Annotated in this window: 12 protein-coding genes; 4 read left to right on the top strand and 8 right to left on the bottom strand. The window is 70.2% G+C overall.

Annotated elements, in window-relative coordinates; genetic code table 11:
- Positions 1-39: 39 nt before the first annotated feature.
- Positions 40-1,647, top strand: coding sequence for an FAD-binding oxidoreductase (locus H6844_17330; protein ID MCB9931168.1), 1,608 nt, complete (start codon positions 40-42; stop codon positions 1,645-1,647).
- A gap of 298 nt (positions 1,648-1,945) precedes the next feature.
- Here the strand turns inward: H6844_17330 and rapZ are convergent, their stop codons facing one another.
- From rapZ to H6844_17345, 3 genes are all read right to left on the bottom strand, one after another.
- Positions 1,946-2,830, bottom strand: a complete 885-nt coding sequence (rapZ, locus tag H6844_17335) for an RNase adapter RapZ (protein MCB9931169.1) — start codon at positions 2,828-2,830, stop codon at positions 1,946-1,948.
- A gap of 113 nt (positions 2,831-2,943) precedes the next feature.
- A complete protein-coding gene (locus H6844_17340; GenBank protein ID MCB9931170.1) occupies positions 2,944-4,458 on the bottom strand; it encodes a histidine kinase in 1,515 nt (504 codons plus the stop codon).
- A gap of 33 nt (positions 4,459-4,491) precedes the next feature.
- Positions 4,492-5,211: a response regulator transcription factor gene (locus tag H6844_17345; GenBank protein ID MCB9931171.1), complete on the bottom strand. Its 720-nt coding sequence runs from the start codon at positions 5,209-5,211 to the stop codon at positions 4,492-4,494.
- 268 nt (positions 5,212-5,479) lie between these two features.
- On the opposite strand from H6844_17345, the gene H6844_17350 reads away from it, so the two are divergent.
- Positions 5,480-7,069, top strand: coding sequence for a phosphoenolpyruvate carboxykinase (locus tag H6844_17350; GenBank protein MCB9931172.1), 1,590 nt, complete (start codon positions 5,480-5,482; stop codon positions 7,067-7,069).
- 185 nt (positions 7,070-7,254) lie between these two features.
- Here the strand turns inward: H6844_17350 and H6844_17355 are convergent, their stop codons facing one another.
- The gene (locus H6844_17355) at positions 7,255-8,937 is read right to left on the bottom strand and encodes a hypothetical protein (GenBank protein MCB9931173.1); all 1,683 of its coding nucleotides are present in this window, start codon (positions 8,935-8,937) and stop codon (positions 7,255-7,257) included.
- A gap of 207 nt (positions 8,938-9,144) precedes the next feature.
- Here H6844_17355 and H6844_17360 point away from each other — a divergent pair, with 207 nt between their 5' ends.
- Positions 9,145-10,398: a Zn-dependent hydrolase gene (locus H6844_17360; GenBank protein MCB9931174.1), complete on the top strand. Its 1,254-nt coding sequence runs from the start codon at positions 9,145-9,147 to the stop codon at positions 10,396-10,398.
- A 126-nt stretch (positions 10,399-10,524) separates the two neighbouring features.
- On the opposite strand, the gene H6844_17365 is transcribed toward H6844_17360, so the two are convergent.
- From H6844_17365 to fsa, 4 genes are read right to left on the bottom strand one after another with little or no spacing between them, the layout of a single operon-like run.
- Complete coding sequence (locus tag H6844_17365; GenBank protein MCB9931175.1) at positions 10,525-11,016, bottom strand: N-acetyltransferase; 492 nt, start codon at positions 11,014-11,016, stop codon at positions 10,525-10,527.
- Between the two features lie 31 nt (positions 11,017-11,047).
- The gene (locus H6844_17370) at positions 11,048-12,004 is read right to left on the bottom strand and encodes a tyrosine recombinase XerC (GenBank protein ID MCB9931176.1); all 957 of its coding nucleotides are present in this window, start codon (positions 12,002-12,004) and stop codon (positions 11,048-11,050) included.
- Complete coding sequence (locus H6844_17375) at positions 11,962-12,717, bottom strand: DUF484 family protein (GenBank protein ID MCB9931177.1); 756 nt, start codon at positions 12,715-12,717, stop codon at positions 11,962-11,964. The genes H6844_17370 and H6844_17375 overlap by 43 nt, the downstream gene beginning before the upstream one ends.
- A 19-nt stretch (positions 12,718-12,736) precedes the next feature.
- Positions 12,737-13,399, bottom strand: coding sequence for a fructose-6-phosphate aldolase (fsa, locus tag H6844_17380; GenBank protein MCB9931178.1), 663 nt, complete (start codon positions 13,397-13,399; stop codon positions 12,737-12,739).
- A gap of 107 nt (positions 13,400-13,506) precedes the next feature.
- Between fsa and H6844_17385 the strand changes: the two genes are divergently transcribed.
- Positions 13,507-15,738, top strand: coding sequence for a primosomal protein N' (locus H6844_17385; protein MCB9931179.1), 2,232 nt, complete (start codon positions 13,507-13,509; stop codon positions 15,736-15,738).
- Positions 15,739-15,747 lie beyond the last annotated feature (9 nt).

The raw sequence follows: 15,747 nt of genomic DNA on the forward strand, positions 1-15,747 counted from the left end.
AGGGGCCAGCCATCGCCCCGACGGAGGAGGACGCCACCCATGACCAAGCCGCGCCGCAAATTCTGGGGTTGGGGCCATGTCGGCCAGGGCTACACCGATGCCGACATGGTGCCGTTCGAGGCGGAATTCGCCGAGGCCTTCGGCGTCGACGGTTTCACCGCCGATCCCTTCCCCAAGGCCGAGGCCATCGCGCTCGCCCCGCCGCGCCTCGCCATTCCGGACTCGCTGCAAGACGTCTGCACCCACGACCATTGGGAGCGGCTGGTCCACACCTACGGCCAGAGCTTCCACGAGCAGGTGCGGCGCATGGCCGGCGACTTCCGCGGCGCGCCGGACGTGGTCGCCTTTCCCCGCAACGAGCAGGACGTGGCCGACCTGCTCGACTGGTGCGCCCGCTCAGACGCCGCGGCCATCCCGTTCGGCGGCGGCTCCAGCGTCGTCGGCGGCGTGCATCCGGACGTGGGCGACGCCTACAAGGCCACGGTCTCCATCGACATGGCGCGCATGGACCGGGTGCTGGAGGTCGACCCCGTCTCGCTCGCCGCCCGCATCCAGGCCGGGGTCTATGGCCCGCATCTGGAAGCCCAGCTGAAGCCGCACGGCCTCACCATGCGCTATTATCCGCAGAGTTTCGAGTTCTCGACCCTCGGCGGCTGGCTGGCGACCAGGGGCGGCGGCCATTTCGCCACCGGCTGGACCCATATCGACGACCAGACGGAAAGCATCCGCGCGGTGACGCCGGCCGGCACCCATGACAGCTTCCGCCTGCCCGGCTCCGGCGCCGGGCCGAGCCAGGACCGGCTGTTCCTCGGCTCCGAAGGCGCGCTCGGCATCATCACCGAGGCGTGGATGAAGCTGGTAAAGCGGCCGACCTTCCGCAACAACGCGGCCGTGCATTTCCGTGACTACTGGGACGGCGTGCGGGCGGTGCGCGCCATCAGCCAGGCCGGCCTCTATCCCGCGAATGTGCGCCTGCTGGACCACAACGAATGCCGCTATTCCGGCACCGGCGACGGCTCCACCGCCGTGCTGATTCTGGGCTTCGAGAGCGCGGATCATCCGATGGACGCCTGGATGGCCCGGGCCCTGGAATGCGCGCTCGACCACAAGGGCTTTCTGCCGGACGAAAGCCTGTCGGCCCAGGACGACCCGCGCGCCGGGGCCGCCGGGCGCTGGCGCGAGGCCTTCATCAAGGGCGGCTATCTGCGCGAAATGCTGACCGCGCGCGGCATCATCAAGGAAACGTTCGAGACCGCGACCACCTGGGACCGGTTCGAGAGCTTCTACACCGCCGTCCACGACGCGACGCGCGAGGCGGTGGAGCGGGAGACGGGCAAGGGTGCGGCGGTCGCCTGCCGCTTCACCCATGTCTATCCGGACGGCCCCGCGCCCTATTTCACCTTCATCGGCCAGGGCCGGCGCGGCCGGATGCGCGCGCAATACGACGCGGTCAAGACCGCAGCCTCCGACGCGATCATCCGGCACCGGGGCACCATCACCCACCACCACGCCGTCGGCCGCGACCACATGCCCTGGTATACGCAACAACGCTCGCCGGTGTTCGCCGGCGCGCTGGCGGGGGCCAAGGGTGCGGTCGATCCGGCGGGGATCATGAATCCCGGCGTGTTGCTGCCGCCACAACGGTAAAGCGGTGCCGCCGAACCGCCATAAGTCCGGAAATTGCATTTTGGTGCCATCCCGACGAATTGCCCTTGGCAGATGGACCCGGACGCCTTATTTGTATTCCAGAGTTTGACTGCGACGCCCACATTTGGGGCGATGCAGCGGTGGGCCCAGGCATCCATTGCCCCCAACCATCGCCTGGGCCCGCCACCCTTCGCCGCTGCGGCAGTCCTCGTCTTCATCGCAAACCCTGAAACACTGTCTGACCGGAGGGATCTCCGGCGGTTCTCTGCGGCCCATGCGGCTGGGATATATGCGCCGGTCAGCCGATCCCCAATTCCCGGTGCCGGACGCTGGCCGTCCAGCCCTGGCGTTGCAGCATCGCCGCCAGTTGCTCGGCCACGAACACCGAGCGGTGGCGGCCGCCGGTGCACCCGATCGCCAGGGTCAGATAGCTCTTGCCCTCCTGCTCGTAGCGCGGCAGCGCGAACTCGGTCAGGCCCTGCAACAGGTCCAGAAACGTCTGCAATCCGGGGTCGGTGCGGATATAGTCCGCCACCGGGGCATCGCGGCCGGTCAGGGGCCGCAGGTCCGGCTGATAGTGCGGGTTGGCGAGGAAACGCACGTCGAACACCAGGTCCGCCTCGCGCGGCAACCCTTGCCGGAACGAGAACGACACCACCTGCACCGCCAGGCCGCTCGGCCCCTCCGACTCGAAGCCGCCGGCCACCCAGCGCTTCAACTCGCGTGCGGTCATCAGCGAGGTGTCCAGCACCCGGTCGGCCTCGCTGCGCAGCGGCGCCAGCAATTCCCGCTCGCGCGCAACGCCGTCGCGGGCGCCGCCCAGGTCCGAGAGCGGATGGCGTCGCCGCGTTTCCGTGAAGCGGCGCAACATCGTGTCGTCGTCGCAATCCAGATAGACCAGCGCCACATCCCAGCCGTCGGCATCCACCAGCCGGCGCCGCAGCGCCAGCAACTCGGCCGGATCGAAGCCACGCGTGCGCGCATCGACGCCGATGGCAAGCCGCGCCGGCGGATCGTCGTGCAGCAGGGGGGCGAGCAGGCGGAAGGGCAGATTGTCGATGGCGTCGAAGCCGATGTCCTCGAACGCTTTCAAGGCCGTCGTCTTTCCCGCACCGGACAGCCCGGTGAGCAGCACCAAACGCCGCTGCCGGCCGCCCTGTCGCTCCGTGGATCGCTCCTGCATGGCCCGTTCCCCGCATGGTGTCGGGCGGTTCCGACGCCGACTTGCCCCGTATATCGCCCATTTCGGGCGAAAAGGCCATGGCACGCGCGAAAATCGGGCAAAACCGTACGGAATTACGCCGACGGCAGTACGACGGTAAAGCGGGCACCGATCACCTGGCCGATCGGATCCAGCCGGTTCTCGGCCCAGATCGTGCCGCCATGCGCGCGCACGATCTGGCGGCACAGGCTCAGCCCCAGGCCGGAATGGCCGGCGTAGGGCTGATGATCCGGCCGGTCGGAATAGAAGCGCTGGAAGATCGCCTCTTCCTTGCCGGGGGAGAGGCCGGGCCCGTCGTCGTCGCAGGTCAGGGTGATGACCGCGCCCTTGCGCGTCGCCGTCATCCGGATGGTTCCCCCTGGCGGGCTGAACGAGCGGGCATTGCTCATCAGATTGCGGAACACCTGTGCCAGCCGGGCCTCCGCACCCCGAACCCGGAACGGCCCGCCGCCGCTCAACAGCACGAAGGTCGGGTCCCATTCCTGCGCGCTGGCGGCGTTCTCGATTTCCACCAGCGCATCCAGCATGGCTTCCAGGTCCACCTCGTCATCCGGGATCGCCGCCAGTTCCGCATCGACCTGGCTCAGGTCGGTGATGGTGGAGATCAGCCGGTCCAGCCGCGCCACGTCCTGAACGATCACTTCCATCAGGCGCTTGTGCTGGTGCGGATCGGAAATGTGCGCCGCGGTTTCCACGGCACTGCGCAGCGACGACAGCGGATTCTTAACCTCGTGCGCCACTTCGCGCGCATAGAGTTCCGCCTCCTCGATCTGGGCCTGGAGGCGGCCCGACAGGCGATTGATCACCCCGGAGAGCGGCTCCAACACCCGGCCGGGCCCCGCCTCGGAGGCGACCGCGACCGCCCCCCGGCGCAGGGCGCGCTCGGCCGACGCGGCCAGCAGACGCACGCCGCGCTCGAGCGGCCACGTCAGCAGGAAGCCTCCCAGCACCAGCACCGACAGGGCCAGGACCGCGGCCAACCCGATCCGTTCCGCCGGCCGCCATCGGGCCGCCGGGTCGGGCCGTACGACCGTGCTGACCACCAGCGCGCCCATGACCCGCGATGCGTCCAGCACCGGCGCGGCGACGCTCAACAGGGTGCGGCCATCCTCGCCCGGCTCGACCCGCTCGCCCGCCGTTCCCTGCAACGCTTCCCGTGCCTCCGGAAGGTGGATGATCAACGGCACGCCGGATGCGTCGGTCAGACCGGTCCCGGCCCGCAACCAACGGGCGAAATCCTCATAGGCCTGTTGCAGCGGCGTCAGGTCTTCGGCCGCCGGTGGCGGTTCGTCGCGCAATTCCGAATCGGCGACCAGGCGCCCATTGTAATCGAACAGCCGCACCCGAACCGCCGGTTCGCCCAGCCGCGCCACCAGCAGCGCCGCGCGCCCGGTATCGATGACCCGGCGGTTGTCGCCCGTTCCCGTCGCCGCGGCGACCCGCGACGCCGTCTCGGCGAACAGCCGCGCCATCATCGCCGTGCCGCGGTGCAACTGCTCCATCCGGCTGGCCAACGCCCGTTGGTCGCCCCGGTCCTCGACCCTCATCGCCCCCCACGACACCACGCCCGTGGCCAGTGCGATGATCACCAGGCGAGCCCACCACCCCAACGCGTCTGAGCCTCAGATCGCCCGATAGCGATAGCCGACGCCGTAAAGGGTCTCGATTTCGGAGAAGTCCGAATCGATCTGGCGGAACTTGCGGCGCAGGCGCTTGATATGGCTGTCCACCGTGCGATCGTCGACATAGACGTTCTCGCCATAGGCGGCATCGATCAACTGATCGCGGCTTTTGACGAAGCCCGGCCGGATCGCCAGCGCCTCCAGCAACAGGAATTCGGTCACGGTCAGCGGCACCGGCTGTTCCCGCCAGGTGCAGAGATGGCGCTGGTGGTCCAACACCAGATCGCCGCGCACGATCTTTTCCTCGCCGCTGGCTTCCGGCTGTTCGGTCAGGTCGGTGCGGCGCAGCAGCGTGCGGATCCGCTCGATCAGCAGGCGCTGCGAGAATGGCTTGGTGATGTAATCGTCCGCGCCCAGCCGCAGGCCGGTGAGTTCGTCGACCTCGTCCGCCTTGGAGGTGAGAAAGATCACCGGCAGGTTCGAACGCTCGCGCAGACGTTGCAGCAGATCGAGGCCGTTCATGCGCGGCATCTTGATGTCGAGCACGGCCAGGTCCGGCGACTGCACCTGAAGCGAGCGCCAGGCCGACTCGCCATCGGCATAACAGAGAACGGTAAAGCCCTCTGCCTCCAACGCAATCGAGACGGAGGTCAGAATGTTGCGATCGTCATCGACCAACGCGATGACCCGCGGTGCCGATGGGGTCGTGTCTTCGCTCACGCCAAGCCCTTTCCTTCCGGGTGGGAGGTCTGATTGCGCCTTAACGCATATCAAATATGGCAACACTGCGGATGGAGCCCAATGCTTTTTGCGCCCCGGAGCCCGTTCGGCTGTTGGTTGCGGGCCGGACCGCTCCGCGACAATAAGCAAGGCAAGGAATCAGTACAGCGGGCCGAAACTTCGCTATGCTTTATCAGCATCCGCGCTGTTCTGCGTGCCGCAGACGCGCGCCCATCCGTCATGACGATCTGCAAAAAAGGGAAAGTCGGTGGAACGCAACGCCGCCCTAAGCGCCCGAGGCATTAACAATACCGGTTCCGTGCACTGGAACCTGCCGGTCGAAGTCCTGTACGAGGCCGCGATCCGCCGCGGCGAAGCGCAGTTGGCCACCGGCGGCGCCCTGCTGGCCACGACCGGCGAGCACACCGGCCGATCCCCGCGCGACAAGTTTATTGTCCGCGATGAACTGACCGATTCGACCGTGGATTGGGGTCCGGTCAACCAGGAAATGGCGCCCGACACGTTCGAGCGGCTCTATCGTCGCGTCATGGCCTATCTGCAGGGCCGTGAGTTGTTCGTGCGCGACGCCTATGCCGGCGCCGACCCCGACTATCGCCTGCGGGTGCGGGTGGTGAACGAGTACGCCTGGCACAATCTGTTCTGCCGCAACATGTTCATCCGGCCGCCGGTCGCCGAACTCGCCAGCTTCGAGCCCGACTTCACCGTGATCCAGGCGCCGGGCTTCCAGGCCGACCCGGAAATCGACGGCACCCGCTCCGGCACGGTCATCGCCATGAGCTTCAGCCACCGCGTGGTGCTGATCGCCGGCACGTCCTATGCGGGCGAGGCGAAGAAGTCGGTGTTCAGCTATCTGAACCACGTCCTGCCGAGCCAGAGCATCATGCCGATGCACTGTTCCGCCAATATCGGCGAAGACGGCAATGCGGCGGTGTTTTTCGGCCTGTCCGGCACCGGCAAGACCACGCTGTCCGCCGACGCCTCGCGCACGCTGATCGGCGATGACGAGCACGGCTGGTCCGGCAACGGCGTCTTCAACTTCGAGGGCGGCTGCTACGCCAAGGTCATCAACCTGTCGGCGGAGGCCGAGCCGGAAATCTACGCGGCCTCGCACCGCTATGGCACCGTGCTCGAAAACGTGATGATGGACCCGGCGACCCGGCTGCTGGACCTGACCAGCACGGCGCTAACCGAGAACACGCGCTCGTCCTATCCGCTGGAATTCATCCCCAATGCCAGCGAGACCGGCATGGGGCCGCAGCCCACCAATATCGTCATGCTGACCGCGGATGCGTTCGGCGTGCTGCCGCCGATCTCGAAAATGACGGTCGAGCAGGCGATGTACCACTTCCTGTCCGGCTACACCGCCCGGGTGGCGGGAACGGAAAAGGGCGTGAACGAGCCGCAGGCCACCTTCTCCACCTGTTTCGGCGCGCCGTTCATGACCCGGCATCCGTCGGTCTATGCCAAGCTGCTGGGCGAGAAGATCGCCGGCACCAACGTCAATTGCTGGCTGGTCAACACCGGCTGGAGCGGCGGCGGCTATGGCATCGGCCAGCGCATGAAGATCGCCCACACCCGTGCCATGGTGCGCGCGGCGCTGGACGGCCGGCTGGCCACCGCGGCCACCCAGGCGGATCCGGTGTTCGGCCTGCACGTGCCGCAGACCTGCCCGGACGTGCCGGACGAGGTGCTGAACCCGCGCAACACCTGGTCGGACAAGGCGGCCTACGATTCCACCGCCCGCGACTTGGCCTCGCGCTTTGCCGAGAATTTCGCCCAGTACGAAGGCCATGTCGGCCGCGAGGTTCTGGCCGCCGCCATCCGCCCGGCCGCCTGACGCATCCGGCAATCGCCGGACGGTTTCGCACCGTCCGGCCGCCGGGTTCCCAATTCAAGGCCCAATTCAAGGCCCAGCCCGACCGTGTCGGGCTGGGCCTTGTCGTTGAGAGGGTGCGGGCCGTCCGCGCCGGTCAGCTCGGGGCCGGTCAGCTCGGGGCCGGTCAGATCACAGTCAGATCGCGGTCAGATCGGGCCGCCGCCGATCCGCGCGGTTTGCGGTTGCAGCGTCACCTGCGTGAGTTCGCCGGGCGCAACCGTGACCAACTGGTGGACGGCACGGCCATCATGCTCGGCGGTGGCGACATACCGGCCGGCCGGCAGGCGCAACAAGGCCAGCCCTTGCGGCGCCGTAATCTCGGCCTCCACCGGCGGATCGGAAGCGGCAGTGTCCTCATCCGCCTCGCGCCGCACCCGGAACAGCACCGGTCCCTCGCCCCCGGTGCTGGCGCGCAGGCGCAGATAGCCGAGGCGCAGGTCGAAGGTCTGCGACAGCGTCTCGCCCGGCTTGACGGTGACGGTCGCAACCGCGCGGGCCGCGCCCGAACGAACGGCGATCTCGTATCGGCCCGCGGGCAGGGCCAGCACCGGCTGCGGATCGCGGCGGATCACCGGCGCGCCGCCCGGCAGCCGCACCGTGTATTCCAGATTGCTCAACAAGGGCGGTGCGCCGGCCGTCGCCACGGTCCGCAGCGCCGCATAGCCGATGTCCAGCGGCAGGGAGCGATGCTCCAACCCCTGGCCCTTGGTGTGAAACCGGTATTCCCGCGAAACGCCGCGATAGGTCACCCGCGCCACGTAATCGCCGGCCGGCAACGCGAAAATCGGCTGGGCCGCCCAGGACCGGCCCACCAGCCGGACGACCCCGTCGGGCCCGATCGCCTTGACCTCATAGGAGAGTTCGCTGGCCAGCGGCACGTCGCCCAGCGCCGGCACCGCCTGAAGCCGGACCGAAGGCGGAGACGATTGCGGCCAGGCTTCCGGCTCCGGCGCGCCCGGCAGATCCTCGGCCGTTGGCCCCACCCAGGGCAGTGCCCGCAGTGTCGCTCCCGCAGTCGTCTCGTCCGCAACGGGGGTGTCTGCGGCGGGCGTGTCCACGGCGGGCGCACTTGCAAGTGCCGTCCCGGCGGCAGGCTCCTTCGCCACGGACGCCGACCGGCGCGGCGCCGGGCGCGGAACCGGTACGCTGCCGGGCCTGGTCTCCGCTTCCTTGGCCGGAGCCGCATCGGGGATGACCGTGGCAGGCTCCGGGCCGGCGGTTGCCGGCGGTGGAGGCGCAGCGGCTACCGCCACCCCCTTGGCCGCGAACAGCCCGGTCAGCGCCGGCGCCAGGCCGTCGGCTTCGAGGCTCCGAAACGCGCCGCCGCTGTTGCCAGCGACACAGCGCAGGCGGTCGCCCGCCGGGGGCAGCGCCAGCACGTCGATCCGCAGGCCCGGCTTTCGCGCCGCCAACTGACGGCTGACGCTACAGGCGACGCTGACGCATTGCGGCGGCCCCGCCGCCACCAGCACCACATGCGCCGGGATTTGCGGCAACCGGCCGACCGCCCGCAGGGCCGCGTCGGGAGAGAACCGGCCCGCCACCGGGGCCGCGAGCCGGACCGGCGTCGTCGCGCCGGGCGCGCGCAGCAGCGTCCAGCCGGCGCAACCGCCATCCGCCGAGCCGTTCGCCAGGGCCACGCCCGGCGATTCCACCGCGTCGGCAGCGATCACCCTGCCGAGCGTGTCCGGCGCCAACGCGGCCGCCGCGCGCGGGTCCAGCAGCAGCAGCGGCGCCGGCTCGGCCGCCACCGCGCCCACCAGTGTCAGGCCCTCCAGCGCCAGGACCGACAGCACCAGGGCAGCCGCCAGCGCGACGGCGCCCCACAACCGGGAGCGCGCCGTGGCCGTCTTTCGATCGGGAAGTGAAGGAAATCCCTCGGGTCGCATCCGTTCACAATAGCGTGACACCGAACCGGCGCAACCGCTCCCAAGGCAAACCCGCAGCGAATGCGGACGGCCGTGACGCGGCACCGCCGGTCCGGTACACTGGGTTTGCGACCCTGCGACCGCCATTCAGACAGGACTTCCAACGCCATGGCCACTGCCGACAACCTGCGCATCAACCCGGAACGCCTCTGGGATACCCATATGGACATGGCCAGGGTCGGGCCCGGCATTGCCGGCGGCAACAACCGCCAGACCCTGACCGATGCGGACGCCGAGGGCCGCAACCTGTTCCGGCAATGGTGCGAGGCCGCCGGCCTGACCGTGACGGTGGACAAGATCGGCAACATGTTCGCCCGCCGCCCCGGCCGCAACGACGCCCTGCCGCCGGTGCTGATGGGCTCGCACCTGGACACGCAGCCGACCGGCGGGCGGTTCGACGGCGTGTTCGGCGTGCTGGCCGGGCTGGAGGTGATCCGCACCCTCAACGACCTGGGCATCGAGACCGAGGCGCCGCTGGAGGTGGTGAACTGGACCAACGAGGAAGGCGGCCGCTTCCCGCCGCCCATGGTCGGCAGCGCGGTCTTTGCCGGCCAGATGGGGCTGGAGCAGGCGCTCGACCTGCGCGACCTGGAGGGCGCGCGCTTCGGCGACGAACTGGTGCGCATCGGCTTCCAGGGCGAGACGCCGATGGGCGGACGCAAGATCGGCGCCTATTTCGAATGCCATATCGAACAGGGGCCGATCCTGGAGGCCGAGGACAAAAGCGTCGGCATCGTCACCGGCGTCCAGGCCATGCGCTGGTACGAGGTGACGGTGACGGGCCGCGAATCCCATGCCGGCACCACACCGCCGGCCAACCGCCGCGACGCCCTCACCACCGCGGCGCACATCGTGCTGGCGCTGGACGGGATCATGCAGAAGCGCGGCGTCGACGGCCGCTGCACCATCGGCGTAATGGAGGTGAAGCCGGGCTCGCCGAACGTGATCCCGGGCGAGGTGTTCTTCACCGTCGACATCCGCAACCCGACCGTGCCGGAACTGGATCGCATGGACCGGGAATTCCGCGACGCCGTGGCCGCGCTCACCAGGGACGGGGCGATGGCCGTAGACGTGACCGAGACCTGGTTCTCGCCGCCGGTGCATTTCGACGCCGGCTGCGTCGCCGCCGTTCGCCACGGCGCGGCCGCCGCGGGGCATGCGGCGCGCGAGATCATGAGCGGCGCCGGCCATGACGCGGTGCATGTTTCGAAGATCGCGCCGGCGGCGATGATTTTCGTGCCCTGCAAGGACGGCATCAGCCACAACGAGGCCGAATATTCCGCGCCGGAGCACCTGGCGGCCGGCTGCGACGTGCTGCTGCGCGCCGTGCTCGAATACGCCAACCGCGAAGCCGCAGAATAATCCCTGTTCCCCGGAGGGGACGGAGCCGCCATCCGGGGCCGGTGTCATTCTTCGAACACCGCAACCGCCCGTGTTCGCGACAGACGCCGATCCCGGCCCACCGCTCCGCCGCGGCCGGGACACAGCCTAATCCTCCGGATCATCGGCGCTGCGCCATTCCACCAGCACGCAGTCGCGCCACTGGCCGGCCATCGGGCCGTAGGGCATCCGGCCCATGCGCTTGCGCCGGCCGACGACGCGGAAACCGCAGGCGAGGTGCAGCGCCAGACTCGCGCGGTTCTCCGGGAAAATGCGGCTTTCGACCATCCAGAAGCCCGCCGCGGCCGCCTCCTCCAGGAAGGTGGCGAGCAGAAGCTGCCCGACCCCCTGCCCGCGCGCCGATGCGGCGACATACACCGAGTGATCGGCCACCCCCTTGTAGACCGGCCGCGACGACACCGGCGAGAACGCGGCCCAGCCCACCACCCGGCCGCCCGCCTCCGCCACCAGCCGCGGCGCCTTGTGGCGGCCGGCGTCGAAGCGCTCCCAGGTCGGCGCCTCCGCCTCGAAGGTGGCGTGGCCGGTGGCGATGCCCTCGGCATAGATGGCGAGCACGGCCTCGGCATCGGCGGCAGCCATGTCGCGGATCAGGACCAGGGGCGGCAACGGATCAGGCACGGGGGTGGGCCTTTCGATAGACGTCGAGCAGGCGCACCTGATCGACCTCGGTATAGCGCTGGGTGGTGCCGAGCGAGGCATGGCCCAGCAATTCCTGGATGGTGCGCAGGTCGCCGCCGGCGCCCAGCAGATGGGTGGCGAAGCTGTGGCGCAGCGCGTGCGGCGTCGCCCGTTCGTCGAGGTTCAGCAGCAAACGCAATTCGCGCATGCGCTTCTGGGCGATGCCCTGGTTCAACCGCTTGCCGCGCACGCCGACAAACAACGGGTCGCGGGCGGCAAGACCGAACGGGCAGGCCGCCAGATAGGCGGCCACCGCCTCTCCCACCACCGGCAGCACCGGCACCAGCCGCTCCTTCGCGCCCTTGCCGAGCACGCGCACGCTGTCGCCGAAGGGGAAAGCGCCGCGGTTCAGGCCCAGCCCCTCGCCGATGCGCAGGCCGCAGCCATAGAGCAGCGTGAACAACGCCCGGTCGCGCAGGCCGACCCAGGCTTCCGCATGCTCCTCCGCCAGATCGAGCAGGGCGCTGGCGTCCTGGACTTCCAGGGGCCGGGGCGCCGGGCGCACCACCTTGGGCGGCCGCAACCCCGCCAGCCCACCGATACCGTCGGCGCCGCGGCGGCGCAGAAAGCGGTCGAAACTGCGCAGCGCCGTGACGCCGCGGGCACGGGTCGCCGCCGACAGGCCCTCGGCATGGCGCGCCGCCTGCCAGGCGCGCAGGTCGGCGAGCGGCAAGGCCGCCAGGGTGGCAAGGGTCAGGGATTCGCCCCGGTGCCGGCCGACGAAGCGGGCGAAGCCGGCCAGGATGTCGGCCATGCCGGCGGCATAGCGCGGCGCAAGCCGTCGCTCGTCCGTCATCCAGGCGAGCCAGTCCGCCACCGCCTGCGCCAAATCGGGCGCATAGGGCGTCAGAGCGGAATCGCCGGGCCGGGTTCGGGAAGATCGAGCCATGCGCGGATCGTAGCGGCAAGGGCCGAGGCCAGGAAGCGCAGCAATTCGGTGTTCTGCCGCGGGTGAAACCGCCCCTCCTCGCGCGAGCCGAGCGCCAGCAGGCCGGGCGGGGCGCTGTCGTGGATGGCGAGGCGCAGCCAGGCCGCGGATTTGGCGAGCGGCGCGGCCTCGCCGAACAGATCCGGGTCGACCGGGTCCAGCGCCGCGAAGGTCTTGACGTCATTGCCGCGGCCGAGCCGGCTGTCCACGGCGCCGGGTGCCAGCGTCTTCAGGCCGGCCTTCAATGCCGGCAGGCCCGAATCGCCGTCGTGCTCGATGCCGAGCACGACCACGTCCAGATCCATATAGGCCGCCCATTCGTCGACCACGGTCGCAATCGCCCGTTCGAAGGTGGGGGCCGCCAGCAGGGCCAGAACGGCCCGGTGCACGGTCTGCTGCGTCGCCTTGTTGAGGCGGCTGATCGCCAGCAATTCCTGGCTGCTGGCCTTGAGCTTCACCAGCTCGCGCTGCTGGCGCTCGACCATGAAGCGCTGGAAATCCACCACCGCCTCGCCGGCGCGCTGGTCCGGCGGGGTCAGGGTCAGCAGCAGGTCCGGGTTGTCCGCCAGAAAATCCGGGTGCTGGCGCAACCAGGCCGCCACCGCGTCGGCCGACAGGGTTTCGGCCGGCGGACCGCGGCGCTTGTCAGACGTTTTCGGCGACTGGCGGGGCATGGGCAGGCGGCGGTCCGGGCTACTGGTCCAGGATCGACTGGCCGGTGGCGGCCCAATCCTTCAGGAAGGCGGCCAGCCCCTTGTCGGTCAGCGGGTGGTTGTAGAGCTGGCGGATCACGTTCGGCGGCAGGGTCGCCACATGGGCGCCCATCTTCGCCGCCTCGACCAGATGCATCGGGTGGCGGATCGAAGCCACCAGCACCTCGGTCGTGATCGCGTCGTACTGGCGGTAGATCTGCACGATGTCGGCGATCAGGCCCATGCCGTCCTGGCCGATATCGTCCAGCCGGCCAACAAAGGGCGAAACGAAGGTCGCGCCCGCCTTGGCCGCCAGAATCGCCTGGGCCGGCGAGAAGCAGAGCGTCACATTGACCTGCGTGCCCTCGCTGGAAAGCGCCTTGCAGGTCTTGAGCCCGTCCACCGTCAGCGGCACTTTCACCGCCACGTTGGGCGCGATCCGCGCAAGCTTGCGGCCTTCGGCCAGCATGGTCTCGTGGTCGGTCGCGGCCACCTCCGCCGACACCGGCCCCTCGACCACGTCGCAAATCTCGGCGATGACGTCGGTGAACTTGCGGCCGGTCTTGGCCACCAGCGAGGGGTTGGTGGTCACGCCGTCCAGCAGGCCCGTCGCCGCCAGGTCGCGGATATCGGCCAGGTCGGCGGTATCGACAAAGAACTTCATGCGCTGGGCCTCTCGTTGGCGGGTCGTTGGCGGGCGCCCGCCCCGTGACCGTCTCGTGCGGGCACGGTAGGTTGATGGAACCGAATTCTGACGGAACAGTTTAAAGGATGGCGGAGCATCGCACTAGGCCGGGATCGGTCGCATCGCCGGACCCGGTCCGGACGGTGCGGGTCGGCCTGCCCTCGAACCTGCCGTTCGCAGGCCCCTTAACCTATGCGGTGCCCGCAGGTCCAGCCCTTGCGCCCGGCGACTGGGTCGAGGTGCCGCTCGGCAAGCGCGTCCTGGTGGGCGTGGTCTGGGACGATCCGCCGGACGGCGCGGCCGAAGAGGCGGTCGATCCGGCCCGGCTGAAGCCGGTGGCGAGGCGGCTGGACGCACCGCGCATGCGGGCGCCGCTGCGCCGCGTCATCGACTGGGTCGCCGCCTATACGCTCGCCCCGCACGGTGCGGTGCTGCGCATGGCCGTGCACCTGCCGGCGATCCAGCAGGGCGAGGCCGCGCGGGTCGCCTACACGGCCGCGCCGGAGCCCCATCCCGACGGCGTGCGCATCACCGCCGCCCGCGCCCGCGCCCTGGCGGCGGTCGCCGACGAACCCCTCCCCGCCACCACGCTCGCCGAGGCTGCCGACACCAGCGCCGCCGTGATTCGCGCCATGGCCGATGCCGGCCTGCTGCAACGGGTGACGCTGGCGCCCGAGAGCCCGCCCGCCCCGGACACGGAGCGCCCCGGCCCGGCGCTCTCGGCCGAACAACGGGCCGCCGCCGGCGAACTCGTCGCCGCGGTGCGGGCGCATCGCTTTCAGGTGGACGTGCTGGACGGCGTCACCGGCTCCGGCAAGACGGAAGTCTATTTCGAGGCCATCGCCGCCGCGCTCCATGCTGGCGGCCAGGTGCTGGTGCTGCTGCCGGAGATCGCGCTGACCGCCCAATGGCTCGACCGCTTCCGCCAGCGTTTCGGCGCCTTTCCCACCGCCTGGCATTCGGAGGTGAGCCCGCCGAACCGCCGGCGCACCTGGCGCTGGGTGGCCGACGGCGCGGCCCGCATCGTCGTCGGCGCGCGCTCGGCCCTGTTCCTGCCCTTTCGCGACCTGCGCCTGATCGTGGTCGACGAGGAACACGACCAGGCATTCAAGCAGGAGGACGGCGTGCGCTACCACGCCCGGGACATCGCCGTGGTCCGGGCCCAGGCGGAAGGGGTGCCGATCTGCCTCGCCTCCGCGACGCCGTCGCTGGAGACCGTCGCCAATATCGACCGTGGCCGCTACCGCCGGCTGGCGCTGCCGCGGCGCCATGGCGGGGCGGCGCTGCCGTCGGTGGAGATCTGCGACCTGGTCGACACGCCGCCGCCCCGCGGCCAGTGGATCGCGCCGCCGCTGGCCGATGCCGTCACCCGGGCGCTGGCGGACGGCGAGCAGGCGCTGCTGTTCCTGAACCGCCGCGGCTATGCCCCGCTCACGCTCTGCCGCACCTGCGGCCACCGCTTCGCCTGCCCGTCGTGCAGCGCCTGGCTGGTGGAGCACCGCTATACCGGCCGGCTGCAATGCCACCATTGCGGGTACCAGGAGCGCATTCCCGGCGCCTGCCCCACCTGCCACGCCACCGACAGCCTGGCCGCCTGCGGCCCCGGCGTCGAACGCATTGCCGAGGAGGTGGCCGAGCGCTGGCCGGAGGCACGGGTGGCAGTCATGTCCTCCGACCTGCTGCACGGCCCGGCGGCGGTGCGCGACCTGATCGACGCCATCGGCCGGCACGAGGTCGACCTGATCGTCGGGACCCAGCTCATCGCCAAGGGCCACCATTTCCCCCTGCTGACCGTGGTCGGCGTGGTCGATGCGGACCTGGGTCTGGCCGGCGGCGACCTGCGCGCGGCCGAGCGCACCTTCCAGCTGCTGACCCAGGTGGCGGGGCGGGCCGGGCGCGCCGAGCGGCCGGGCCGCGTCCTGCTCCAGACGGTGGAGCCGGAACAGCCGGTGCTTCAGGCCCTGGTGGCCGGCGACCGCGACGCCTTCTACGCCGTGGAGAAACGCGCCCGGCAGGAGGCCGGCATGCCGCCCTATGGCCGGCTCGCCGCGCTGATCGTCTCCGCGACGGACCTCGCCGCCGCCATGGAATTCGGCCAGCATCTGGCCGCCACCGCCCCGCACGGGCCGGATGTCCGCGTGCTGGGCCCCGCCCCGGCGCCGCTGGCGCTGATCCGCGGCCGCCACCGGGTGCGCCTGCTGCTGCACGCGGGCCACGGCGTCAACGTTCCGGCCGTGTTGCGGGCCTGGCTCGCGGGGGTGAAACCCACCGGAAGCGTGCGCCTGGCCGTCGACGTCGACCCCTATGCCTTCCTCTAACCCTGGCGT

The sequence above is a fragment of the Alphaproteobacteria bacterium genome (assembly GCA_020638555.1).
In the GTDB taxonomy this organism is placed as follows: domain Bacteria; phylum Pseudomonadota; class Alphaproteobacteria; order Bin95; family Bin95; genus JACKII01.

Bases quoted from the DNA above. Each gene is read 5' to 3' on its own strand.
- H6844_17330 (MCB9931168.1), top strand. From the start codon at position 40: ATGACCAAGCCGCGCCGCAAATTCTGGGGTTGGGGCCATGTCGGCCAG.
- rapZ (MCB9931169.1), bottom strand. From the start codon at position 2,830: ATGCAGGAGCGATCCACGGAGCGACAGGGCGGCCGGCAGCGGCGTTTG.
- H6844_17360 (MCB9931174.1), top strand. From the start codon at position 9,145: ATGGCCACTGCCGACAACCTGCGCATCAACCCGGAACGCCTCTGGGAT.
- H6844_17365 (MCB9931175.1), bottom strand. From the start codon at position 11,016: ATGGCTGCCGCCGATGCCGAGGCCGTGCTCGCCATCTATGCCGAGGGC.
- H6844_17370 (MCB9931176.1), bottom strand. From the start codon at position 12,004: ATGGCTCGATCTTCCCGAACCCGGCCCGGCGATTCCGCTCTGACGCCC.
- H6844_17375 (MCB9931177.1), bottom strand. From the start codon at position 12,717: ATGCCCCGCCAGTCGCCGAAAACGTCTGACAAGCGCCGCGGTCCGCCG.
- fsa (MCB9931178.1), bottom strand. From the start codon at position 13,399: ATGAAGTTCTTTGTCGATACCGCCGACCTGGCCGATATCCGCGACCTG.
- H6844_17385 (MCB9931179.1), top strand. From the start codon at position 13,507: ATGGCGGAGCATCGCACTAGGCCGGGATCGGTCGCATCGCCGGACCCG.